The 24,490-nt window shown below is 61.2% G+C and carries 18 protein-coding genes; 16 read left to right on the top strand and 2 right to left on the bottom strand.

What is annotated here, in order from left to right; genetic code table 11:
• Nucleotides 1-34: 34 nt before the first annotated feature.
• A complete protein-coding gene (locus tag ACA055_RS14015) occupies nucleotides 35-1,273 on the top strand; it encodes an acyl-CoA dehydrogenase family protein (RefSeq protein ID WP_497684182.1) in 1,239 nt (412 codons plus the stop codon).
• 180 nt (nucleotides 1,274-1,453) lie between these two features.
• Nucleotides 1,454-2,233 carry a TSUP family transporter gene (locus tag ACA055_RS14010; protein ID WP_497684181.1) on the top strand — a complete coding sequence of 260 codons (780 nt, stop codon included), beginning with the start codon at nucleotides 1,454-1,456 and terminating at the stop codon, nucleotides 2,231-2,233.
• Here the strand turns inward: ACA055_RS14010 and nudC are convergent.
• Both nudC and ACA055_RS14000 read right to left on the bottom strand, forming a co-directional pair.
• Nucleotides 2,201-3,031 carry an NAD(+) diphosphatase gene (gene nudC / locus ACA055_RS14005; protein ID WP_497684180.1) on the bottom strand — a complete coding sequence of 277 codons (831 nt, stop codon included), beginning with the start codon at nucleotides 3,029-3,031 and terminating at the stop codon, nucleotides 2,201-2,203. The genes ACA055_RS14010 and nudC overlap by 33 nt on opposite strands.
• A 7-nt stretch (nucleotides 3,032-3,038) precedes the next feature.
• A complete protein-coding gene (locus ACA055_RS14000) occupies nucleotides 3,039-3,851 on the bottom strand; it encodes a crotonase/enoyl-CoA hydratase family protein (RefSeq protein WP_497684179.1) in 813 nt (270 codons plus the stop codon).
• Nucleotides 3,852-4,454: 603 nt separating this feature from the next.
• Here ACA055_RS14000 and glgA point away from each other — a divergent pair.
• The 14 genes from glgA to ACA055_RS13930 all read left to right on the top strand — a co-directional run bounded on the left by glgA (nucleotide 4,455) and on the right by ACA055_RS13930 (nucleotide 24,425).
• On the top strand, nucleotides 4,455-6,041 hold the full coding sequence (gene glgA, locus ACA055_RS13995; protein ID WP_497684178.1) for a glycogen synthase GlgA: 1,587 nt from the start codon (nucleotides 4,455-4,457) through the stop codon (nucleotides 6,039-6,041).
• A 20-nt stretch (nucleotides 6,042-6,061) separates the two neighbouring features.
• On the top strand, nucleotides 6,062-7,858 hold the full coding sequence (treZ, locus tag ACA055_RS13990; RefSeq protein WP_497684177.1) for a malto-oligosyltrehalose trehalohydrolase: 1,797 nt from the start codon (nucleotides 6,062-6,064) through the stop codon (nucleotides 7,856-7,858).
• Nucleotides 7,855-9,933, top strand: a complete 2,079-nt coding sequence (gene malQ, locus ACA055_RS13985; RefSeq protein WP_497684176.1) for a 4-alpha-glucanotransferase — start codon at nucleotides 7,855-7,857, stop codon at nucleotides 9,931-9,933. The genes treZ and malQ overlap by 4 nt, the downstream gene beginning before the upstream one ends.
• The gene (locus ACA055_RS13980) at nucleotides 9,930-12,725 is read left to right on the top strand and encodes a malto-oligosyltrehalose synthase (RefSeq protein WP_497684175.1); all 2,796 of its coding nucleotides are present in this window, start codon (nucleotides 9,930-9,932) and stop codon (nucleotides 12,723-12,725) included. The genes malQ and ACA055_RS13980 overlap by 4 nt, the downstream gene beginning before the upstream one ends.
• A 21-nt stretch (nucleotides 12,726-12,746) precedes the next feature.
• Nucleotides 12,747-13,094, top strand: coding sequence for a DUF2934 domain-containing protein (locus tag ACA055_RS13975; protein ID WP_497684174.1), 348 nt, complete (start codon nucleotides 12,747-12,749; stop codon nucleotides 13,092-13,094).
• 115 nt (nucleotides 13,095-13,209) lie between these two features.
• The gene (glgX, locus tag ACA055_RS13970; RefSeq protein WP_497684173.1) at nucleotides 13,210-15,369 is read left to right on the top strand and encodes a glycogen debranching protein GlgX; all 2,160 of its coding nucleotides are present in this window, start codon (nucleotides 13,210-13,212) and stop codon (nucleotides 15,367-15,369) included.
• Between the two features lies 1 nt (nucleotide 15,370).
• Nucleotides 15,371-16,360 carry an acyl-CoA dehydrogenase family protein gene (locus tag ACA055_RS13965; RefSeq protein WP_497684172.1) on the top strand — a complete coding sequence of 330 codons (990 nt, stop codon included), beginning with the start codon at nucleotides 15,371-15,373 and terminating at the stop codon, nucleotides 16,358-16,360.
• A complete protein-coding gene (locus ACA055_RS13960) occupies nucleotides 16,357-17,115 on the top strand; it encodes a PIG-L deacetylase family protein (protein WP_497684171.1) in 759 nt (252 codons plus the stop codon). The genes ACA055_RS13965 and ACA055_RS13960 overlap by 4 nt, the downstream gene beginning before the upstream one ends.
• A complete protein-coding gene (locus ACA055_RS13955) occupies nucleotides 17,112-17,711 on the top strand; it encodes an SAM-dependent methyltransferase (RefSeq protein ID WP_497684170.1) in 600 nt (199 codons plus the stop codon). Before ACA055_RS13960 ends, ACA055_RS13955 begins: the two co-directional genes overlap by 4 nt.
• The gene (locus ACA055_RS13950) at nucleotides 17,708-18,367 is read left to right on the top strand and encodes a glycosyltransferase family 2 protein (RefSeq protein WP_497684169.1); all 660 of its coding nucleotides are present in this window, start codon (nucleotides 17,708-17,710) and stop codon (nucleotides 18,365-18,367) included. The genes ACA055_RS13955 and ACA055_RS13950 overlap by 4 nt, the downstream gene beginning before the upstream one ends.
• A 122-nt stretch (nucleotides 18,368-18,489) precedes the next feature.
• Entirely contained in the window at nucleotides 18,490-19,248 is a 759-nt protein-coding gene (locus ACA055_RS13945) for a PIG-L deacetylase family protein (protein WP_497684168.1), read from the top strand.
• Between the two features lie 188 nt (nucleotides 19,249-19,436).
• The gene (locus ACA055_RS13940; RefSeq protein WP_497684167.1) at nucleotides 19,437-20,237 is read left to right on the top strand and encodes an endonuclease/exonuclease/phosphatase family protein; all 801 of its coding nucleotides are present in this window, start codon (nucleotides 19,437-19,439) and stop codon (nucleotides 20,235-20,237) included.
• Between the two features lie 241 nt (nucleotides 20,238-20,478).
• Entirely contained in the window at nucleotides 20,479-23,028 is a 2,550-nt protein-coding gene (locus tag ACA055_RS13935; RefSeq protein ID WP_497684166.1) for an autotransporter family protein, read from the top strand.
• 323 nt (nucleotides 23,029-23,351) lie between these two features.
• A complete protein-coding gene (locus tag ACA055_RS13930) occupies nucleotides 23,352-24,425 on the top strand; it encodes an autotransporter domain-containing protein (RefSeq protein ID WP_497684165.1) in 1,074 nt (357 codons plus the stop codon).
• Nucleotides 24,426-24,490: the final 65 nt, after the last annotated feature.

Genomic DNA, 24,490 nt, shown 5'->3' with positions numbered 1-24,490 from the left:
CAATGCCTTTACTGCCGACCTCAGGAGCTGTCCCATGACTGAACACCAGGTAATCAACCCGCTGTCCACCGGCACTGACTACGAAGCGCTGGCCGCCAGGTTCCGGCCTATTTTCCAGCGCATTGCCGCCGGTGCGGTTGAACGCGAACAAACCCGCAGCCTGCCACATGAGCCGATTCAGTGGCTCAAGGACGCCGGCTTCGGCGCGGTGCGGGTGCCGATCGAATACGGTGGTGGCGGTGCTTCTCTGCCACAGTTGTTCGAACTGCTGATCGAGCTGGCCGAAGCCGATTCCAATGTGCCTCAGGCGTTGCGCGGGCATTTCGCCTTTGCCGAGGATCGTCTTAACGCAGCGCCTGGCCCGGGCCGGGATCTGTGGTTCAAGCGTTTTGTCGACGGTGACATTGTCGGCTGTGCCTGGACCGAGATTGGCAGCGTGGCGATCGGCGACGTCATCACTAAGGTCTCGCCTCACGGCGATCAGTGGCGGCTCAACGGAGAAAAGTTCTACAGCACTGGCAGCCTGTTTTCCGACTGGATCGACGTCTACGCCCAGCGCAGCGACACCGGTGGCGACGTGATTGCTGCGGTCCGCACTCGCCAACCCGGGATCGTCCAAAGCGATGACTGGGACGGTTTTGGCCAGCGCACCACAGGCAGCGGCACCTCGCGGTTTATCGATGCGCAAGTGGATGCGGAAAACATCATCGACTTCGCCACCCGGTTCAAATACCAGACGGCGTTTTATCAACTGGTGTTGCTGGCGACCCTGGCCGGAATCGGCCGCGCGGCGTTGCGTGATGTGTCCCATCAGGTGCGCGAACGCAAACGCATCTATAGCCATGGCAATGCCCAACACGTCAGCCAGGATTCGCAGGTGCAGCAAGTGGTGGGTGAGATTGCCGCGTGGGTGTATGCGGCCGAGGCCAGCGCATTAAAAGCGGCGCAACCGGCGCAGCGAGCATATCTGGCACGGTTCTCGGGTGATGAGGTGCTGGAACGGTCCGCAAACGTGGCGGCGGAAATCGAATCGGCCAAGGCTCAGGTGGTGGTCTCGGAATTGATCCAGCGGGCGACCACGCTGCTGTTCAATGCCCTGGGCGCTTCGGATATTCGCGAAGGCAAATCTCTGGATCGACATTGGCGCAATGCGCGGACCGTGTCGTCGCACAATCCGGTGATCTACAAGGCGCGGATTGTCGGCGACTGGGCAATCAATGGGACCGAACCGCCGTTTGTGTGGCAGATCGGGAATGGGGCCCAGCATAAGTAATGGGTTGTCAGGACGGACGTCTTCGCGAGCAAGCCCGCTCCCACAGGAGAATGCATTTCAAATGTGGGAGCGGGCTTGCTCGCGAAGGGGCCAGACGGGTCGCCGCAAAGTTTGGATGTAGGTAAGATACCGGCCCTTCCCAGCAGCCCCATTCTGCTTCCTGCCAAATAAGCCGATTCCATGCCCTTCGAACTCAGTGTTGACCTCACCACCCTGGCCATTCTGGTCATCGTCGCTTTCATTGCCGGTTTCATCGATGCGATTGCCGGCGGTGGCGGTCTGTTGACCACCCCGGCACTGCTGACCGCCGGCCTGCCGCCGCACCTGGTATTGGGCACCAACAAACTCAGTTCGACCTTCGGCTCGGCCACCGCCAGTTTCACCTTCTACCGACGCAAGCTGTTCCATCCGAAACAGTGGACGCACGCCATCGTCGGTACGCTGGTCGGCGCGCTGACCGGTGCAGTGGTCGCGCATTACCTGCCGGCGGAATGGCTGAACAAGATGCTCCCCGTGATCGTTTTTGCCTGCGGCCTTTACCTGTTGTTCGGCGGTACGCCAAAAGCGCCGCTGGACAGCGACGCACCGATCAAGAAAAAGTGGCAATCGACCCAAGGCTTCAGCCTCGGCTTTTATGACGGTGTGGCCGGCCCCGGCACTGGCGCGTTCTGGACGGTCAGCAGTCTGCTGATGTACCCCATCGATTTGGTGAAGGCCAGCGGCGTGGCACGCAGCATGAACTTCGTCAGCAATATTGCGGCGCTGTCGGTGTTCGTGTTTTCCGGGCAAGTGGACTGGATTATCGGCCTGAGCATGGGCCTGTCGGTGATGGTCGGGGCCTTCTTCGGCGCGCGCACCGCCATCAGCGGCGGCGCGAAGTTCATTCGTCCGGTATTCATCACCGTGGTGCTGGGCTTGACCGTGCGGTTAGCCTGGCAGCACTGGTTCAGCGTGGCCTAAGCGTCGCGCCACGTAGACGTCGATCAGATAACGGGCAATCGAGCGTGACGCCGGCAACGGCGGCAGCTCGTGCACGTTGAACCACTGGGCGTCTTCGATTTCGTCTTCCTGGCACACGATCTCGCCCCCGGCGTATTCGGCGTGAAAGCCGAGCATCATCGAGTGCGGGAACGGCCAGCATTGGCTGCCCATGTACTGAATATTCTTGACCTCGATCTGCACCTCTTCGCGGACCTCGCGAATCAGGCAGTCCTCCGCCGATTCACCCGGCTCGGCAAACCCGGCCAGCGTGCTGTAGACCCCAGTGACAAACCGCGGTGAGCGCGCCAACAGGACCTCATCGCCACGGGTGATCAGCACGATCATGCTGGGCGAAATCCGTGGGTAATAGCGCAGATCGCAAGGCTCGCAATACATCGCCCGCTCGCGCACCACCTGGTTCGTCGCCTGCCCGCAGTTACCGCAAAAGCGATGCTCACGGGCCCAGGTGCCGATCTGCGCGGCATAACCGAGCATCTTGAAAACCGTATGATCCCCCTCGAGCATGAACGCCCGCAGGCCTTTCCAGTTGCAGCCTGGCACGTCGCTGTGACTGCGCAGTTCCAGCAGATAGACCGGTTCGCCATCGAGATGGCCGATGCCATGTTCGGCGAAAATCGACAGGTCCTGGCGCTTGAGCCAGTCGCGCGGGAACAAGGCGCCATTGTCATCGAACAGAAAGCCCTCGGGGCTGCGCGCCACGGCCCAGCCGCCAGGTTGCTCGGTGTCCAGTACTGCAGTGGTCCAGCGTGAAGTCATTTTTCAATCAATCCAGAAATTCGGGTTTCTGTTTGCTCATATGGGCGGCCATGGCCACGCGCAGATCGGTCGATTGCAGCATGGCGGCGTTCCAGGTGGCGACGTATTCGAGGCCGTCGTCGATACGATGATCGCGCATGTAGCTGATCATCTCTTTAGTGCCGGTGATCGCGATCGGCGACTTGCCGGCGATTTCGCGGGCAATGCCCATGACACCTTCGAGCAGGCTGGCGGTGTCGCTGTAGACGCGATTGACCAGGCCCATGCCACGCGCTTCTTCGGCACCGAAAGAGCGACCAGTGTAAGCCAGTTCACGCAGCATGCCGTCACCGATGATCCGCGGCAAGCGTTGAAGCGTGCCAACGTCCGCGGCCATGCCGATGTCGATTTCCTTGATCGAGAACTGCGCGTCTTCGGCTGCATAACGCATGTCGCAGGCGGCAATCAGGTCGATGGCGCCACCCAGGCAATATCCCTGAATCGCTGCCAGCACCGGCTTGCGACAATTATCGACGGCGTTGAAGGACGCTTGCAACGCGAGGATCTTGCGTCGCAGCAGGCGAGCGTTGCGACCGACGTCCTTGCCCAGTTCATTGGCCACGCCGGCCAGCATCATCAGGTCGATCCCGGAAGAAAAGTGTTTGCCAGCGCCACTGAGCACCACGACCCGCACTTCCTCGGTGTCGTCGACCCACTGGAAAATCTCGATGATCTCGCTCCAGAACGCAGCATTCATCGAATTGATCTTTTCCGGACGATTGATCTGCACATGGGCGATTTTATCGGCCAGTTCGACGGTGAACGCTGTGTACTGAGACATGGTGGTGATCCTTTTACCGGGCAAAAATGAGGCCCGAACTATAACAAGGCATTGTGGGGAGCAGTAAGGCAGTGGTTCAGCCAAAAGCGGGACTTGTGCAGGACTGCGGAGAATAAGGACGTTACTGATTTTGTGTCTAAATGCTGCGCACCACAACAGTGCAATCCCCACCTACAAGCCGCCCGGTTTCGTGACTCGCAAGTCACTTTTTGATTCGCCGCCAAAAATAAACCTGCCCTTCGTCGGTGCGTTTCCCCCTCAAAGCTCTACGCCCGTACCCTCTTGAAACAGATTGTCGAACAATTTCGCCATCTGGCCTGCCCCGCTCTAAGTTCTGGCCTAGACTCATTTTCGCGAGACGAAACCGGTCGGTCACAAAGCGGCAAAAAAGTCGAAACTTTTGCTGACCGTGACGGGTCAGGTGAAAGGGAGGTGCGTTACGACTGGTGCAATCCTTGCAACGTCCACTTCGGCCTTTCTGCTTCAGCGCATGGGCAGCGTTTGCTTCCCGATGCGTGGCGCGTTTGCGCCCGGCCACAGGAATTGGCCATGAACACCGCTTGTGCCAGACCTAGAATTAGATCAACAACACAGGAGATTCATATGATCAGTGCGGCTTTAGACATTCAGGGAGAACGTGCTCATCAGCAGGTCGGCGAATCGAGCGCCGTGAGTGCTCCCAGTGCCCAATCGATCAGCGTCCCTGGCACCAAGACGCTGGCACCGGTAGCCAGTCAGAATCCCAACAGAAAGAAAGTGTTGTTCGTCACCTCCGAGATTGCAGACCTGGTGAAGACCGGCGGGCTGGGCGACGTCTCAGCGGCGCTGCCCCGGGCCATGGCTCAACTGCACGATGTCCGTGTGCTGATTCCCGGTTACCCGCAAGTGCTGCACAGCGAAAATCCGATTCATATTATTGGCGAGCTGGGCGGTCACGCCGCATTGCCGCCCTGCAAGGTCGGGCGCATGGACATGCCCGACGGCCTGGTCATTTACGTGTTGATCTGCCCTGAACTTTACGAGCGCGAAGGTTCGCCTTACGGCGCCAACAACGGCCGCGACTGGCCGGACAACCACATTCGTTTCGCCCGACTGGGCCTGGCGGCCGCCGATATCGCCGCCAACCTCGCACAAATTCACTGGTGCCCGGACCTGGTGCACGCCCATGACTGGCCTGCCGGTCTGGCGCCTGCCTACATGCACTGGCGTGGACAACGCACCCCGACGCTGTTCACCATCCATAACCTGGCCTACCAGGGCGTCACCAGCCTGGGCTCATGCCCGGAGCTAGGCATTCCCACTCACGCCCTGCAACAGGATGGCATGGAGTTCTACGGCAAGATGTCGTTCCTCAAGGCTGGCATGGCTTATTCGAGCCATATCACCACGGTCAGCGCGACGTACGCCCAGGAAATCACCACCCCGGCCTTCGGCTGCGGCCTCGACGGTTTTCTTGCCGCCAAGACCCAGCAAGGTCTGCTTAGCGGCATTCCCAACGGCATCGATGAAAGCTGGGACGCGGCCACTGATCCACACCTGTTCTGCCCCTTCACCATCGGCGATTGGGAGGGCAAAGCGGTCAACGCGGCCCACGTGCGTGATCTGTTCGGCCTGGAAGACTCCGAAGGCCCGCTGTTCGCGGTGGTCTCGCGGCTGGTCTATCAAAAAGGCCTGGACCTGACCGAAGCCGTTTCCGAATACATCGTCAATTCTGGCGGCCAGATCGCGATCATCGGTCGCGGTGAGCCGGAAGAAGAACAAGCCATGCGCGAGTTGGCCCTGCGCTTCCCTGGGAAGATCGGCGTGCGCATCGGCTTCAATGAAACCGACGCCCGTCGCATGTTCGCCGGCAGTGATTTCCTGCTGATGCCTTCGCGTTACGAGCCTTGCGGCCTGAGCCAGATGTACGCCCAGCGTTTCGGCTCATTGCCGGTGGCTCGCAATACCGGTGGCCTGGCCGACACCATTGAAAACGGCGTAACCGGTTTCCTGTTCGACGAATCAACGGAGGAGAGTTATCAGGAAGCGCTGAGCCGTGCGTTCAAGGTTTTTGCCTTCCCCGGCCTGCTCAATGCCATGCGTTGCCGCGCCATGGCGGCACCGTTCAACTGGTGCAAGGCGGTCGAACCCTACGCCGAACTCTACGAACAACTCGTGACCAAAGCCCTGGGCAAATCGGGCCATAAATAAAAAGTAAGAGGTTTTCAACGATGCCGTTACGGACCCTTGAGACCTGGCCCCACGGCGCAATCATGCTGGACGCAGAACACACGCGTTTTGCCTTGTGGGCGCCAGATGCGTTTTACGTCAGTGTCGAACTGGACGATGGAAAATCCTTGCCACTGTTGCCTCAGGCCGATGGCTGGTTCGTGATCAACACCCGCTGCCCTGCCGGTACGCGTTACCGCTACAACATTGATGGCGAGCTGGAGGTGCCCGACCCGGCCTCCCGCGCGCAGGCCGGTGATATCCACCTGCACAGTGTGGTGGTCGATCCCCTCGCCTATCAGTGGCAACATAGCACTTGGCTGGGCCGGCCATGGAATGAGGCGGTGATCTACGAATTGCATGTCGGTGCGCTTGGCGGCTTCAGTGAAGTCGAGCAGCACTTGGCGCGCCTCGTCGAGCTGGGCATCACCGCGATCGAACTGATGCCACTGGCGCAGTTCCCCGGCGACCGCAATTGGGGCTACGACGGGGTTCTGCCCTACGCGCCCCAGGCCTCCTACGGCACGCCCGAACAACTCAAGCACCTGATCGACACCGCCCACGGCCATGGCCTGGCGGTGATTCTCGACGTGGTCTACAACCACTTCGGCCCGGATGGCAATTACCTGCATCGTTACGCCAAGGGTTTCTTCCGCGAGGACAAGCACACCCCTTGGGGCGCGGCGATCGACTTTCGGCGTCGCGAGGTGCGGGACTTCTTCATCGAAAACGCGCTGATGTGGTTGCTGGAGTATCGTTTCGATGGTTTGCGCCTGGATGCCGTGCATGCCATCGAAAGCCCGGACTTTCTCCAAGAGCTGGCGCAAAGGGTTCGGCAACAGACCGACCCGGCGCGACATGTCTGGCTTAACCTAGAAAACGAGCACAATCAGGCCAGCCTGCTCGAAGAAGGGTTCGACGCGCAGTGGAACGACGACGGCCACAATGCCCTGCACGTACTGCTGACCGGCGAAACCGACGCCTATTACGCGGACTATGCCGATAACCCCACCGAACAACTGGCCCGATGCTTGAGCCAGGGTTTCGTGTTTCAGGGGCACATCACCCGGCATGGCGAGCACCGGGGCGAGCCCAGCGCTCACTTGCCGCCGAGCGCGTTCGTGCTGTTCCTGCAAAACCACGACCAGATCGGCAACCGCGCCTTTGGCGAGCGCCTGCACCAACTGGCCCACCCCGACGCCTTGAAAGCCGCCACGGCGCTGTTGCTGCTGTCACCGATGATCCCGCTGATGTTCATGGGCGACGAATTCGCTGCCGAAGAACCGTTCCTGTTCTTCACCAGCCATCACGGCGAACTGGCAGAGTTGGTGCGCGAAGGACGGCGTAACGAATTTGCCGCGTTCAGTGCGTTTGCTGATCCCCACAAACGCGAACAGATTCCCGACCCGAACGCGCAACAGACCTTTGAAGCGTCCCGCCCCAAACTGACCGCCACAAGGCAATCGGCCATGCAGGGCCTGTATCACCAACTGTTGCGGATTCGCCACAAGCACATCATTCCCAATGTGCCCGGCACTTTTGCCTTGGGGGCCGAGGTGCTGGCCGAAGGCGCAGTGTCGGCGCGCTGGCAGTTGGGCGATGGTAGTCAACTGCGCATTGACCTGAACCTCAGCGACACCCCTGTGGTCCACACCCCACAGGCCGACGCTTTGTTGTTGTTCGAAACCCCGCCACATTCGGCCGGCCTGTTGGAACAGGGCACGCTTGCCCCGTATTGCGCGCTAGTCAGCCTCAAGGCCGCAGCCACTTTGCTACCCCCGGATGGAGAGCGCCAATGAGCGATGCGCAATTGGAAATACTGGCCAGCCGAGCTGGCCTGGCTGTCGACTGGATCGACGCCAACGGTCGCCCACAGAAAGTCGCTCCATCAGTGTTACGCGCGGTCCTCACCGGACTCGGCCACCCGGCCGGCAGCGCTCAGGAAATCGACGCCAGCCTGCACGAATTGCAGCAGGTGCAACAGACCCGGCACCTGCCGCCGCTGCTGACCGCAGACTTCGGCGTCGGCCTCGACCTGGCCCATTACTTCGAACCGGAAACACCCTGCGAGATCCACCTCGAAGATGGCTCACGGCTCAACCTGAAGCTGGATGCCAAAGGGATTCTTCCCGGTCTGATACCGGTCGGTTATCAGCACGTCAGCATCGACGGACAATCCTTCACGTTGGCCGTTGCACCGTCGCGCTGCTACAGCGTCGGCGATGCGGTCAACAGCCCGATCCCCCGCGCCTGGGGCCTGAGTGTGCAGCTGTATTCGCTGCGCCGCCCCGGCGATGGCGGTTTCGGCGACACCCAGGCACTGGAGGACCTCGTCCGGGTAGCGGGTGAACGCGGCGCCGAAGCGCTGGCGATCAGCCCGTTGCATGCGATGTTTGCCAGCGACACCGGCCGCTACAGCCCCTATTCACCGTCCAGCCGTTTGTTCCTCAACAGCCTGTACGCCGCGCCGGGCGCCATTCTTGGCGAGCGCGCCATGCGGACTGCGATTGATGCCACCGGCCTGGCCGCGGAACTCAAGCATCTGGAAGAACAGACCTTGATTGACTGGCCGGTGGCGGCCGAAGCCAAACACCGTCTGTTGCAAGCACTGTACGAAGGGTTTGTGCTGGGCGAACACCCACTGCATGCCGACTTCAGCAGTTTTCGGCACGCCGGTGGCGAAGCCCTGGAAAACCACTGTCGCTTCGAAGCCATTCAGGAAGCCCGCGCCGCCAAGGGTGAAAGCCTCGACTGGCGCGAGTGGCCCGAGCAATGGCGCGATCCGCGCAGCGCGGCGCTGGCCGAATTCGCCGAAGAGAACGCCGGTCGCATCGGCTTCTTCGCCTTCTGCCAATGGTTGATCACACGCTGCCTGGAACGCGCACAAACCGCCGCCCGCAGCAGCGGCATGAGCATCGGTCTGATCGCCGATCTGGCGGTGGGTGCCGATGGTGGTGGCAGCCAGGCCTGGAGTCGACAGGACGAATTGCTTGCCTCACTGACCGTGGGCGCGCCACCGGACATTCTCAACCGCACGGGTCAGGGGTGGGGGATTTCCGCGTTCTCGCCCGAAGGGCTGGTACGCCACGGTTTTCGCGCCTTCATTGAAATGCTCCGGGACAACTTCGCTCACGCCGGCGGCTTGCGCATCGACCACGTCATGGGCCTGCAACGGCTTTGGGTAATCCCCAATGGCGCACCACCGGCCGACGGTGCCTACCTCTATTACCCGATCGACGACATGCTGCGGTTGCTGACCCTGGAATCCCATCGTCACCAGGCCATCGTCCTGGGCGAAGACCTCGGCACAGTGCCGGACGGCCTGCGGGAAAAACTGATCGCCCGCTCGATCCTCGGCATGCGCGTGCTGCTGTTCGAACAAGACAACGCGCGCTTCAAAACGATTCTCGACTGGTCGGACAACGCCCTGGCGACCACCAGCACCCATGACCTGCCGACCCTCAATGGCTGGTGGCATGGCCGCGATATCGACTGGAATGCGCGACTTGGTCTGGTCGACGCCACGGGCGAAATCGAATGGCGCCAGCATCGCGAACGTGAGCGCGAAGGCTTGCGCCGCGTGCTGAGTGAGGACCCGCAAAACTTCCGCGAAGAGTCCCACGAGACCGATCAAGTGTTGGATGCCGCCACGCGCTTCCTCGGCCACACCCGTGCACCGCTGGTGTTGCTGCCGCTGGAAGATGCCTTGGGTATCGAACAGCAGGCCAACCTGCCCGGCACCACGGACGCTCACCCCAACTGGTCCCGACGCCTGCCCGGCTATAGCGAAGCTTTGCTCGATGATCCCGACGCCGCCCGGCGCCTGGAACTGCTCGCCTGTGCGCGACTTCAGGCGGCCGAGCGTGACCAATGAATCAGCCGCTTATCCAACCGCTGCGGGCGACCCTGCGGCTGCAGTTTCATAAAGGTTTCACCCTGGACGATGCGGTGCCGCTGGTGCCGTATTTCGCCGGCCTCGGCATCAGCCATGTCTACGCCTCGCCGCTGCTGAGCGCTCGCGCCGGCTCCATGCACGGCTACGACGTGGTGGACCCGACCACGGTCAACCCGGAACTGGGTGGCGAAGCCGCACTGCGTCGTTTGGTCGGCGCCTTGCGCGAGCAACAGATGGGCCTGATCCTCGACATCGTCTCCAACCACATGGCGGTTGGCGGTGGCGACAATCCGTGGTGGCTGGACTTGCTGGAATGGGGACGCCTGAGCCCTTACGGCGAGTTCTTCGATATTCAGTGGCACTCGCCCGATCCGTTGATGGAAGGCCAACTGCTGCTGCCGTTCCTCGGCAGTGACTACGGCATTGCCTTGCAGGACGGCACGCTGGCCTTGCACTTCGATGCCCGGCACGGCGCGTTTTATGTCGAGCACTACGAGCATCATTTCCCGATTTGCCCGATGAGCTACGGTGAATTGCTCAAGGTGGACGACACGCTGAATGCCGATCAGGCCGAGCAGCTCAAATCACTGGCCGACCGTTTCAGCACCTTGAGCTACCAGACCGACGCACACAGCCTGGCGATGCCGCTCAAGGAAGCGCTGCGCGAGCTGACCAGCGATCCGGCGATTGTTCAAACCATTGAACAGAACCTGAAAAGTTACGACTCGCTCACCCCGGAAGGCTTTCAGCGCCTGCACAACCTGCTGGAGCGCCAGAGCTATCGCCTCGCCAGTTGGCGCACGGCGGCGGATGACATCAACTGGCGGCGCTTTTTCGACGTCAATGAACTCGGTGGCCTGCGGGTCGAACGCCCGGCGGTGTTCGAAGCGACCCACGCAAAGATCTTCGAACTGGTGGCCGAGGGGCTGGTCGACGGACTGCGCATCGACCACATCGACGGCCTTGCCGACCCTCGGGGTTATTGCCGCAAGCTGCGCCGTCGCGTCGACAGTCTGTCCCCGGAGCGGCACTTGCCGATCTACGTCGAGAAGATCCTTGGCGAAGGCGAAACCCTGCACCAGGACTGGTCGGTGGATGGCACCACCGGTTACGAATTCATGAACCAGTTGTCGCTGCTGCAACACGATCCGCAAGGCGCCCAAGCCTTGGGCGAACTCTGGAACCGACACAGCGAACGCCCCGCGGATTTCCGCCAGGAAGCGCAACTGGCCCGCCAGCAGATTCTCAACGGTTCCCTCGCCGGGGATTTCGAAAGTGTCGCCCAGGCCTTGTTGCAAGTGGCCCGGGATGACCTGATGACCCGCGACCTGACCCTCGGCGCTATTCGCCGGGCGTTGCAGGAACTGATTGTGCATTTTCCGGTGTACCGCACCTATATCAGTCCCCGTGGCCGCTCTGCCGCAGACGATGTGTTTTTCCAGCAAGCCATGGACGGCGCCAGGCAAACCCTCAGCGAAGCCGACTGGCCGGTACTCGATTGCCTGGCCGGCTGGCTGGGGGGGGAACCTTGGCGCAAACGCCCGGTGGGTCGCCCGCGCAAGATGCTCAAGCATGCCTGCGTGCGCTTTCAGCAACTGACCTCACCGGCCGCTGCCAAGGCCGTCGAGGACACCGCGTTCTATCGCTCGGCGGTGTTGCTGTCGCGCAATGATGTGGGTTTCAGCACCGAACAGTTCAGCGCGCCGGTCGCCGACTTCCACGGGGCGTGCATCAATCGCCTGGAAGAATTTCCGGACAATTTGCTGGCCACGGCTACCCACGACCACAAACGCGGCGAAGACACTCGCGCCCGCTTGGCGGTGTTGAGCGAGCGCAGCGCGTGGTATGCCGAGCAAGTTCCGTTGTGGAGGACCCTCGCCCGCCCTTTGCGCGATGACGACCAGATGCCGACGGCGGGCGATGAGTTGATCTTGTATCAAGCGATCCTCGGCAGCTGGCCGCTCGACTTGCGCAGTGACGATCAAGCGGCGCTCGAGAATTACACTCAACGAGTGTGGCAGTGGCAACAAAAGGCGTTGCGCGAAGCCAAGCTGCAAAGCAGCTGGAGCGCGCCCAACGACGCTTATGAACAAGCGGTTCAGCAATTTTTGCAACGTCTGCTGTTGGGCCCCGAAGGTGAACTGTTGCGCGCAGCCCTTGGCAAAGCGGCCACGTCCATCGCCGCACCCGGCGCTCTTAACGGATTGGCGCAAACCTTGCTGCGCATGACTGTGCCGGGCGTGCCGGACCTCTATCAGGGCAATGACTACTGGGATTTCACCCTGGTCGATCCGGACAACCGCCGGCCAGTGGATTACGCCAGCCGCCAACAGGCCCTGCGGATCTCATCGGATCTGCCCGATCTTTTGGCGAACTGGCGTGACGGGCGCATCAAGCAAACCTTGATTGCACGCACGTTGCACCTGCGAGCGGAGCATGCCGAGCTGTTTCGGCGAGGGACTTACCAGGCCCTTGAAGTCGTCGGCAGCCAGGCTCATCGCGTGCTTGGGTTTGTGCGCACACTGGCGGGCAAACGCGCCATCGTGATCGTACCGATCCGGTGTGCGGAATTGCTGAAAAACAGTGCCCAACCACAGATTGACGCGCCGCTGTGGGGCGATACGAGGGTCAAGTTACCGTTCACGACCTCCGAGGAAAATCTGAAGGGACTTTTTTCCACCGTTGCAGTCACAACCCACAGGGAGCTGTTGATCAGCGCCGCGCTGGGGGACTTCCCGGTCAATCTCTTTATCCAAACTACCGACACTTGAGTTCAGTTCAGGAGCATTGCGATGAGTACCGACGATAAACGCGTTCGCGAATTTGCCTATCAGATCTGGGAGTCAGAAGGAAAGCCTGAAGGTCAGGAAGCGCGCCATTGGGAGATGGCTCGCAAACTGGCTGAAGCTGAAGCCCTGGCGCCGAAAAAATCGCCGAAAGCAGCGGGTAGCAAAACCGCCGCAGCCAAATCTCCAGCCAGTAAGAGCGATGCCAAACCCAACGGTAAGCTTGCTGGCGAGGCTGGCGAGCCGAAAACCAAGGCCAAAGCCAAGCCAGCCGCGGCCTCAAAGGTAATTCCGCCCGGCGAAAAAGCCACCGAGAAAAAACCTCGGGCAGCGCGCAAACCGCCCACTGCCTGACGCTTCACCTCTTTGCCCTGAACGACTTTGTGGCGAGCCCCCTCGCCACCGAGGGCTCGCTCGCCCTCGAAAAAAGCCAGAGCCAAGTCATTGTCCCCCATTTGCAGGAGCATCTATGAGCAGTCCAAAGAAAGCCGCGCCAGAACCTCACGTCGAGGCCTCGCGAATCCGTGAAGGCCTGCCCTTCCCGCTGGGCGCGACCTGGGATGGCCTGGGGGTGAACTTCGCCTTGTTTTCCGCCAATGCCACCAAGGTTGAACTGTGCATCTTCGATGATGCCGGCGAGGTCGAGCTGGAGCGCATCGAGTTGCCGGAATACACCGACGAGATCTATCACGGCTATCTGCCCGACGCCCATCCAGGGCTGATCTACGGCTACCGTGTCTACGGGCCTTATGACCCGGCCAATGGTCATCGCTTCAACCACCACAAACTGCTGATCGACCCCTATGCCAAACAATTGGTTGGCCAGTTGAAGTGGTCCGAAGCTCTGTTCGGCTACACCATCGGCCACCCCGACGCCGATCTCAGTTTCGATAAACGCGACAGCGCACCGTTCGTGCCCAAATGCAAAGTGATTGACCCGGCCCACACCTGGGGCCACGACCATCGCGTCAGCGTCCCGTGGGACAAGACGATCATTTATGAGACCCACGTGCGCGGCATCAGCATGCGTCACCCTTCCGTCCCCGAGAACGTGCGCGGCACCTTCGCCGGGTTGATGGTCGATGACGTGCTCGAACATATCCGCAAGCTCGGCGTGTCGACCGTGGAATTGCTGCCCATCCACGCCTTCGTCAATGACCAGCATCTGCTGCACAAAGGCATGACCAATTATTGGGGCTACAACAGCATCGCGTTCTTTGCCCCGGACCCGCGCTACCTGGCCAGTGGCAAGATCGCCGAATTCAAAGAAATGGTCGCGCACCTGCACGAAGCCAATCTTGAAGTGATCCTCGACGTGGTCTACAACCACACCGCCGAGGGCAATGAACAAGGCCCGACCCTGTCCATGCGCGGCATCGACAACGCCTCCTACTACCGTTTGATGCCCGACGACAAGCGCTTCTACATCAACGATTCCGGCACCGGCAACACCCTGGACCTGAGTCACCCGTGCGTGCTGCAAATGGTCACCGACTCCCTGCGCTACTGGGCTTCGGAGATGCACGTGGACGGTTTCCGCTTCGACCTGGCGACCATTCTCGGGCGCTACCACGATGGTTTCGACGAACGTCACAGCTTTCTTGTGGCCTGCCGTCAGGACCCGGTGCTGCGCCAGGTGAAGATGATTGCAGAAGCCTGGGATTGCGGCCCCGGTGGCTATCAGGTCGGTAAATTTCCGCCCGGCTGGGTCGAGTGGAATGACAAGTTCCGCGACACCGTGCGTGCGTTCTGGAAAGGTGACGATGGCCAACTGGCGGACTTCGCCAGTCGCATGACCGCCTCCGGCGAGATGTTCAATCAGCGTGGCCGGCGACCGTACGCCTCGGTGAACTTCGTCACCGCCCACGACGGTTTCACCCTGAACGACCTGGTGTCGTACAACGACAAACACAACGAAGCCAACGACGAGAACAATCAGGACGGCAGCAACAACAACCTGTCCTGGAACCATGGCGTCGAAGGCCCGACCGACGATCCTGAGATCAATGAGCTGCGTCAGCGCCAGATGCGCAATTTCTTTGCCACGCTGCTGCTGTCCCAAGGCACGCCGATGCTGGTGGCCGGCGACGAATTCGCCCGCACACAGGAGGGCAACAACAACGCCTATTGCCAGGACAGCGACATCGGTTGGGTCAACTGGGACCTGAGCGACGACGGCAAGGCCCTGCTCAAGTTCGTCAAACGCTTGATCAAGTTGCGCCTGGCCTACCCAATCCTGCGTCGTGGACGGTTCCTGGTCGGTAATTACAACGAGGACATTGGCGTCAAGGACGTCACCTGGCTCGCGCCGGATGGCAGCGAAATGACCATCGAACAATGGGAAGAAGGCCATGGCCGTTGCCTGGGCATGCTGCTCGATGGCCGCGCCCAGGAAACCGGCATCCGCCGTAAAGGTGCCGACGCGACCCTGCTGTTGGTGGTCAACGCCCACCACGACATCGTCAACTTCCTGCTGCCGGAAGTCCCCGATGGCGGTTTCTGGACCTGCATGATCGACACCAATCAACCGTCGATCCGAGGTCAGGAGCGCTTCGAGTTCGGTCACGAATATTCCGTCACCGGCCGTTCGCTGCTGCTGTTCGAATTGCAGCATGAGGAAGAAGAGTGAAATGGACTTTCAGGGATTTCTCCAGGGCCAGACAGCGGACTACGCCGACACACAGGCGTTAGGCCGCTGCCTGCGGGCACTGGTGGAAGCGGGTCTCGATCAGCTTCCGCTGCCCGGCGGTGGCCAGACGCTGGAGCGTTTTCAGCGGCTGGCCGAGGTCGGTGGGCATGACTTGGGGTTGTGCAAACTGTACGAGGGCCACACCGATGCGCTGGCGATTATCCAGCAACTCGGTGGGTCGCCGACGCCCGCCAGCACCTGGGGCATGTGGGCCGCCGAACCACCCCAGGCACGAGTGCGCGTCAGCCCGCAAGGTCAGTTGGTAGCGCTCAACGGGCGCAAGGCCTGGTGCTCCGGTGCGGCGGTGTTGAGTCATGCCTTGCTTACCGCTTGGGATGAACAGGACCGGCAACAGTTGGTGGCGGTGGCACTGGATCAGCCCGGCGTGACTATCACCGATCAAGGCTGGCAAGCGGTGGGCATGGAGGCCACTGGGAGCGTCGAGGTGCTGTTCGAAGGCGCCGAGGCGCAAGCCATCGGCAACCCCGGTGACTACCTGCAGCGCCCAGGCTTCTGGCAAGGCGGGATCGGCATTGCCGCCTGCTGGTACGGCGCCGCGCAGAGTATCTCCGAGCGCCTGCGCACCCATTGCGCACACTGCGAAGAACCCCACGCCCTCGCCCACCTTGGCGCGGTAGACAGTGCGCTGCAAGCCGCTGCCGACGTGCTACGGGTCAGCGCACTGACTATCGACGCCGCACCACTGGACGATGCAGAACTGCTGGCCCGGCGTGTCCGGGCAGTCGTCGAACACTGCGCTGAACAGGTCATCCAGCACGTCGGCCATGCATTGGGTGCCGGTCCCTACTGTAGGGATCGGCAGTTCGCCCGACTGATCGCCGACCTGCCGGTGTTCCTGCGTCAAAGTCACGCCGAGCGGGACCTTGCAGCCCTCGGGCAACAGGTTCTCAGAGGGACATGGACGTTATGAAAACCAATCCGATTGTCGGCCAGGGAACGCCCCTGCACTTATGGCAAACCTCAAGCCATCTGGCGCAATTATCGGCGATCGACATCCTGACCCTGGTGCCGGAAGGCGCCCGGGCAGTGATCATCGCCCCGCACCCGGACGACGAAGTGTTGGGCTGCGGCGGCTTCCTGCAATTGCTGGCCGCCGCTGGCCGACCGCTGCAACTGATCTCGGTTACCGATGGCAGCGCCAGCCACCCCGGTTCCAGGCGCTGGCCGGTGGAACGGCTTAGCGCAGTCCGTCCACAGGAATCGGTGGAAGCCTTGCGTCGTCTCGGCCTGCCGCTGCACAGCCTGAAATGGCTGCGCGGCGGTTTTGCCGACAGTCAGGTCGCCGCACGGGAGGGTGAATTGAGCGCGTTCATCGAACGTCATCTGCGCCCCGACGATGTGGTCTTCACCACCTGGCGCGAGGACGGTCATTGCGATCACGAGGCCGTGGGCCGTGCCAGTGCCGAGGCGGTGAAACGCGTCGGGGCAACCCTGCATGAATTGCCCGTGTGGACCTGGCACTGGGCGACCCCCGAGGACAGTCAGGTGCCCTGGCACCGGGCGCGAAAGATTCTGCTGGCACCCGCGCTGGTCGCCCGCAAGCGTCATGCGATCCACGCCTTCGCCAGTCAGCTCGAGGGCGATCCGCACGTCGGCTTGCCGCCGGTGCTGGCAGGCTATGTGCTGGAGCGTTTGCTGCAACCGTTCGAAGTGGTGTTTCTATGAGCGTCGAGGATCGCTATTTCGACGGAATGTTCGCGGGCAACGATGACCCTTGGGCCTTCCGTGATCGTTGGTATGAACAACGCAAACGCGCCATCACCCTGGCCGCGTTGCCCCGCCCCCACTACCGCGCCATCTTCGAGCCCGGCTGCGCCAACGGTGAACTCAGCTTCAATCTGGCCACCCGCTGCGACCGCCTGTTGTGCTGCGACACCGCAGCCGCCGCGGTGGCATTGGCCCGCACCCGCCTGAGCCCCTTCGATCACGTCGAAGTTCGCCAAAGCCGTTTACCGGGGGATTGGCCGAACGAACAGTTCGACCTGATCATCCTCAGCGAACTCGGCTATTACCTGGACGCCGAAGACCTCAAACGCCTGATCGAGCAGGCCGCACAGTCGCTGACCGCCGACGGCCAGCTCCTGGCCTGCCACTGGCGCCCTCCGATCGATGGCTGCCCATTGAATGCCCGACAGGTCCATGACCTGCTGCACGAGCATTTGCACTTGCCGCGCCTGGTCCTGCATCAGGAGGCCGATTTCCTGTTGGAACTCTGGAGCCGCGAACCGCGCTCCGTGGCCGCGCTGGAGGGGTTGCGATGATCGGCATTTTGATCCCGGCGCATAACGAAGAAGACTTGCTCGAAGAGTGCCTGCAAGCCGCTCTGCTCGCGGCGCAACATGATTTGCTGAACGGTGAATCCGTCGAGGTACTGGTGGTGCTCGACAGTTGCACCGATCGCTCGTCAGAGATCGTTGGCGCCTACCCGGTGCACAGCCTGGCCATAGAGGCGCGTAACGTCGGCCAGGCGCGCGCCACCGGTGCGCGGTTTCTGCTGGAGCGAGGGGTGCGCTGGATTTCCTGTTCCGATGCCGATAGCCGCGTGGCGCACGATTGGCTGGTGGCGCAACTGGCCCTCGGTGCCGACGCCGTCTGCGGCACTGTCACCGTGGACGCGTGGCACGAGTCATTCGACGCGTCGGCACAGATTCGCTACCACCAGCGTTATCAGGCCCGCGAAGGTCACCGGCATATCCACGGCGCCAACCTGGGGATCAGCGCTGAGGCTTACCGGCGCGCCGGTGGTTTCAAACCGCTGGCCTGCGATGAAGACGTGCAACTGGTGCGGCAACTCGAACGCTGCGGTGCGACGATCGCCTGGAGTCAACGGCCGCAGGTAGTCACCAGCGCCCGACTGGACAGCCGCGCCCGGGGAGGTTTTGGTGACTTTCTGCGGGACATGGCACAGAACGGATAAAAAAACGGACCAGATGGAACATCAACGCGACGAATAGCATTACATGAGCAATACTCTTGCTCGCGGCAATCCAGGGTTTGGAGCGCAGCACATTGCTATCACGAGAACAAGGACGTAGACCTATGAAACCAGTCACCCTCAGCGAAAGCAGCCTGCCAGCACAGATCTGGAACAGCGCCCCGCAACTGGACAACATCCCCGTCATCAGCACTCAGACACTGGTCCCCACCGGCGCACGCGCCGTGGTGATCGCCCCGCATCCCGGCGATGAGGTCGTGACCTGCGGCGGCCTGCTGCAGTTGCTCAGCGCCCAGGGCCACCCCCTGCAATTGATCTCGATTACCGACGGCAGCGCCAGCCATCCGGGGTCGCAACAGTGGTCGGAGAAACGCCTGAGTGTGTTTCGCCCCCAGGAAAGCGTCGAAGCCTTGCGCCGGCTCGGGTTGCCCATGCACAGTCTGAAATGGATTCGCGGAGGCTTCACCGACAACGCCCTGGCTGAACGGGAGCTTCAATTGACGCAATTCATTGCCCGGTATTTGCGCCCCGGCGATGTGGTGTTCAGCACCTGGTGCGAGGACGGTAACGTCGACCACGACACCGTCGGCCGGGCCAGCGCCAAGGCCGCGGTCATGGTGGGCGCAGCATTCAACGAAATGCCGGTCTGGGCGTGGCATTGGCCGACGCGGGATAGAGGACTGATCCCGTGGCATCGTGCGCGCAAGGTGCGCCTCGACACCTGGACTGTCGCGCGCAAAAGCCATGCGACCCACGCCTATGCCAGCCAGCTCGACGGCGAACCGGCCATCGGCCTCGCCCCGCTGCTGCCACCGGTGCTGCTGGAGCGGATGCGGTTGCCGTATGAAGTTGTATTTGTCTGAACCCGACACGGACTCAGTGTGGGAGCGGGCTTGCTCGCGAAAGCGGTAGTACATTCAACCTGTATGTTGACTGACACACCGCCTTCGCGAGCAAGCCCGCTCCCACAATGGATTGAAGGCGTTCGGACTGAACTGCCCGCCCCCGCATCAGTCGCATACATAAGCAGCCCTGATCCAGAGGAGTGAAAGTGACCAGCGATTCCAAGCAGCAAGCTGTCGAGTCAGTCCCCTTGAACACGCCCCCGGCGATTCATCGACTCAGAGTGCTGACGGTCAACACCCACAAGGGTTTCACCGCACTCAACCGACGCTTCATTCTCCCGGAACTGCGCGAGGCGGTGCGCAGTACCTCGGCAGAACTGGTGTTTCTGCAAGAAGTGGTCGGGGAACACGAGCGCCATTCGTCTCGTTACAACGATTGGCCACAGACTTCGCAATACGAGTTCCTGGCCGACAGCATGTGGAGCGATTTCGCCTACGGCCGCAACGCGGTCTACCCCAACGGTCATCACGGCAATGCCTTGCTGTCGAAATACCCGATCCGCGAATACCGCAATCTCGATGTTTCCATCACCGGTCCTGAACGACGCGGGCTGCTGCATTGCGTGCTGGACGTACCGGGTCACGCTGAAGTCCACGCCATCTGCGTGCATCTGAGCCTGCTGGAAAGCCATCGCCAGTTGCAGCTCCAGCTCCTCTGCCAATTGCTCGAATCCTTGCCTGACGATGCACCGGTGATCATCGCCGGGGACTTCAACGACTGGCAGCTCCAGGGCAATGCCGCCCTCGCCCGACGCGACTACTTGCACGAAGCCTTCGAACGCCACCACGGCCGCCCGGCGAAGACCTATCCGGCGCGGTTTCCGTTGCTGCGCCTGGACCGGATCTACCTGCGCAATGCCAGCAGCCATGACCCGCGGATACTCGGCAACAAGCCCTGGACGCATCTGTCGGATCACTTGCCGCTGGCGGTGGAAGTGCATCTTTGAAGCATCGCTTCAGGGGCACGAAATCCCGTAAATTGAAGACATCCATGATCGCTACCTGTTATTTCTGACAGTAGCGACGTTAAAAAACTATTGCTACGGTGCAGGCACTGTAGCCGTCGTTGCCGAAGGTTGGTTGCCTTCCCCCGATGTCGTCTCGCAACTCCGCGCTGCTCAAAGCGTTCGATACCTGGCCACTCATGACGAGTGGGGGTGGGACGCTGGTCCCTATGCGGAGACGAGCATGAACTTACCGAGCAATCTGCCCAAGTACCGTTTCAGCGCCTGCGTTGTTTCAGTCTGGCTGTGTGTGGGTTGGTCCCAGGCGAGCCAGGCAGCTTGTACTTTTACCCCGACTGTCGGCGATGACAGCCATCTGTGTGACAGTGGCAGCGGCGGGCCGTTGACCGATCTGGCAGGCAACAACAGCCTGACCTTTCCCGCCAATGGAACCGGCACGATCAATGGCAACGTGACCTTCGGCATCGGCAACGACACCGTGGACATGAATTCCGGCACCCTCGCCGGTACTGTCGTCCTGGGTGACGGTGCCGACACTTTCACCATCAGCGCTGGAGTGGTCACCGGAGCGGTCAACCAAGGCAATGGCGTCGACAGATTCGTCATGAGGGGCGGCACTATCGCGGCCCTCGCCCAAGGAGACAACCGAGACTTCTTCGAGATGACCGGAGGCTGGATCACGGGTGCTTTCGAGGATGGCGACACCGCCCTGATGACGGGAGGCAGAATCGGCCGGGTCGACATGAAGCTCGATAACAACCTGTTCGACATGGTCGACGGGCTGATCGACGGCAATCTGGTCACCGGTTTCGGTACCGACACCATCATTATTCGCGGCGGCAAAGTTGGCGGGAACATCAGCGTCAGCGGCGGCAACGACAGCATCACAGTGACCGGTGGCGAGATCGTTGGCGAGATCCGCGCCAGTGCCGGTGATGACTTCTTTGAATGGATTAGCGGCGGGATCATCCGCTCGCCCGTTCTGATGGCCGAAGGCAACGACCGCGCCACCTTGCGCAATCTGACCGAAAGCACCCTCGCCCCCACCCCGACCATCGATGGCGGCACAGGCAACGACCTGCTGACGTTCGATCAGACCACCTCGGCTGGTGCCGGCCGCTACATCAACTGGGAAACGGTGAATCTCAACAACAGTTCTCGCTTTGACGTGGACGGCATCTTCACGTTGGGGGACAGCACCAGCGGCACCGGCGTATTCAGCATCGATGGCAGCAGCACATTGACCTCGACTCAGGGCAGCATCGCGCCGTTCACCGCAGGTCAACTTGCCACCTTGAATAACGCCGGGGTGATCGACCTGAGCAGCGGCAATACCCGCACCAACGACACCCTGACGGTTCAGGGCAACTACGCGGGTAACGGCGGCCAGCTGCTTTTAAACAGTGAGTTGGGCGATGACAGCGCCCCCAGCGACAAACTGGTGGTCAATAACGGGACGTTGACCGGCAACACCTTGATTACCGTCAACAACGTTGGCGGTGTTGGCGCATTGACCCAGCAGAACGGTATCCAGTTGATAGAGGCTCAGGGCACGGCGGTCAGCGACAACAGTGCCTTTGCCCTCAATGCGCCGGTGTCTGCTGGCGCCTACGATTACTACCTGTTCAAGGGGGGTGTCACTACCGGTAGCGAAAACAGTTGGTTCCTGCGCTCGTCCGTGGTGGCGGCACCGCTGGTCGCGGTCCCCAACCCTGATCCTGCGTTGCCACCGATTCTGGTTCCGCTGGTGGCGACACCCGTGGCCGCCCCTGGCACCCCGACATTACCTGCCGCCGTTGCCGGTGCCGCACCGATTCCCTTGTACCGCCCGGAAGTCCCGACCTGGTCGGTGTTGCCGCCCGCTGCGGCGCAGTTGACCATGACCGCCCTCGGCGCTTTCCATGACCGTCAGGGCGACCAGCGCCTGCTCACCGAAACCGGTGCCTTCGCGGCGGGATGGGGCCGGGTCTATGGCAAAAATCTCGACCAGACCTGGGCCGGCACCGTGAACCCGCGACTGGATGGCTCGCTCAACGGTTTTCAAGTCGGCAACGACCTGTTCAGTTCACACATGGCGGGCGAGCAAACCCAGCGCACCGGTTTCTTCGTCGGTCACACCCGCTTGAAGGGCGATGTCGACGGTTTCAATCAGGGTTTCGAGGGAAAACGCGCCGGTAAGGTGGAACTGCAAGGTGACAGTCTCGGCCTGTACTGGACGTTGACCGATCCCAGCGGCGGATACGTTGATACGGTGGCGATGTACACGTGGCTCAAGGGTGACAACCATTCCGACCGCGGCCTCAAGCTCGACAACGATGGCCATGCCTACACCCTCTCGGCCGAAGCCGGTTACCCGTTTGCCGTGGCGAAAAATTGGGTGGTGGAACCTCAGGCGCAAGTGATCTTTCAGAAAATCTCCCTCGACAGCCAGGACGACGGCATTTCACGGGTGTCATTCGATTCCGACGGCGCCTGGACCGGCCGGCTCGGCGCTCGACTCAAGGGACGATACGAGGTGAGCGGACTGCCGCTGGAACCTTACCTGCGCGCCAACCTGTGGCACACCTTTTCGGGCATCGACACGGTGACCTTCGATGGCGTCGATCAGATCGAAACGGAACAAAAAACCTCATCGGTTGATCTCGGCGTCGGGGCGATACTGAGTCTCGCACCGTCCGTCAGCGTGTACGCCGGCACTGATTACAGCCGCAATATCGACAGTAATCCTTTGCGTGGGATGGTCGGGAATGTCGGTGTGCGGATGAGTTGGTAAGCCGATAGGTGGCTACCAAAAGCGGTCTGGACCGGGGGTTTTTTGACGATTTTTCGTACAAACAACCACTTAGATCAGCGTCACAAATCAGACACTTGCAATCACTAAAATAGCCATACCACTTATCGGCCATTTTCTTGACGCGAGGGCGTGGGTCTTCTTAGCTTCACCGTACTACCCCCGGAAATACCACCAGGGGCAAACCCCAGACACCCGTTAAAACGGGCGGCCAGAGGCTTGCCCCAATTCATTCGGTCGCCCCTCATTCGGGGTAGGAGAGACGCCAGAGCGAGATACGGCATGCGCTTGCAAGGTAGACCCCCATGAAAACTTCATTCACCCCACAAGAGATCAAAGTCACTTTTTGCACTGTCTCGAGTTCACTTCTGCTGTGCTCGTCCATGGAAGTGCAAGCCGCAAGTGCAGAGGATGAAATCACACCTTGGTATCGCCAGGACGTGCCGGCAATGACCTTGCCCGCCATCACTATCACCGCCCCCTACCCCGGCCACTCCAGTGCCGCTGCCGATTCAATGAGTTCGCACCTGACCACCGAGGACGCCGCGCCTTCGGCCTGGGATCAGCTCTATGGGAAAGCTTCGCGGCAGGCCCAGACCGACGTAATGGCCCAGGGGTTTTCCGGTCCTGGCGCACAAGAATTCAAAGGCCCGGCGATCCTGACCCTGCAAAGTGGTAGCGGCCATACCCAGCGTGTCGGTCTGGTCGGCGGCATGAACCAGATCCAAGGCAACAACAACGGTTTGCTGACCAGTCGTGCGCTTGCCGACCCCAACACCGACACGCTCAACCTCCAGGGCCAGAGCCTCGGCGCCTATTGGAGCCTGACCGGCCCGCAAGGCTGGCACGTGGACCTGACAGCCAGCGGCGGTCGGGTCAATGGCTACAGCCGCAACAGCCAGGGCGCCCGGCAAATCACTGAGGGCAGCGCGGTGACCCTTTCGGTAGAAGGTGGTTTTCCCATTGGTATCAGCGAAAACTGGGTGGTCGAACCCCAGGCGCAGTTGATCAATCAGCGGATTACCCTGGACACGCCTTACGCGGGGTCGAGCAATGCGTCGTCCAGTGATCTGACGTCCTGGAGCGGTCGGGTCGGTGCCCGGTTGAAAGGTAGTTACGCCATCAACGGCCTGCCGGTCGAACCTTATGTGCGCACTAACGTGTGGCACACGGTGTACACCGGTAATTCCGTGTCCCTCGATCAGGTCGACAAGATCAGCAGCAGCCGCAATTCATCGACCGTCGAACTGGGGTTGGGGTTGGTGGCCAGAGTGACGCCCGCCCTGAGTCTGTACGTCAGCGCCGACTACAGCAGTGATGTGGATGACAATGATTTGAATGGCTTGATTGGCAGTCTGGGTGTGCGGATGCGTTGGTGATTGGTTGAAATTTCAAGAGGTGTGTTAACCGGGCTGACGCTTTCGCGAGCAAGCCCGCTCCCACA

The organism is Pseudomonas sp. LBUM1657 (assembly GCF_059716075.1).
Note: the sequence above shows the minus strand (reverse complement) of the source record. Positions and strands in the feature narration are given on the sequence as shown.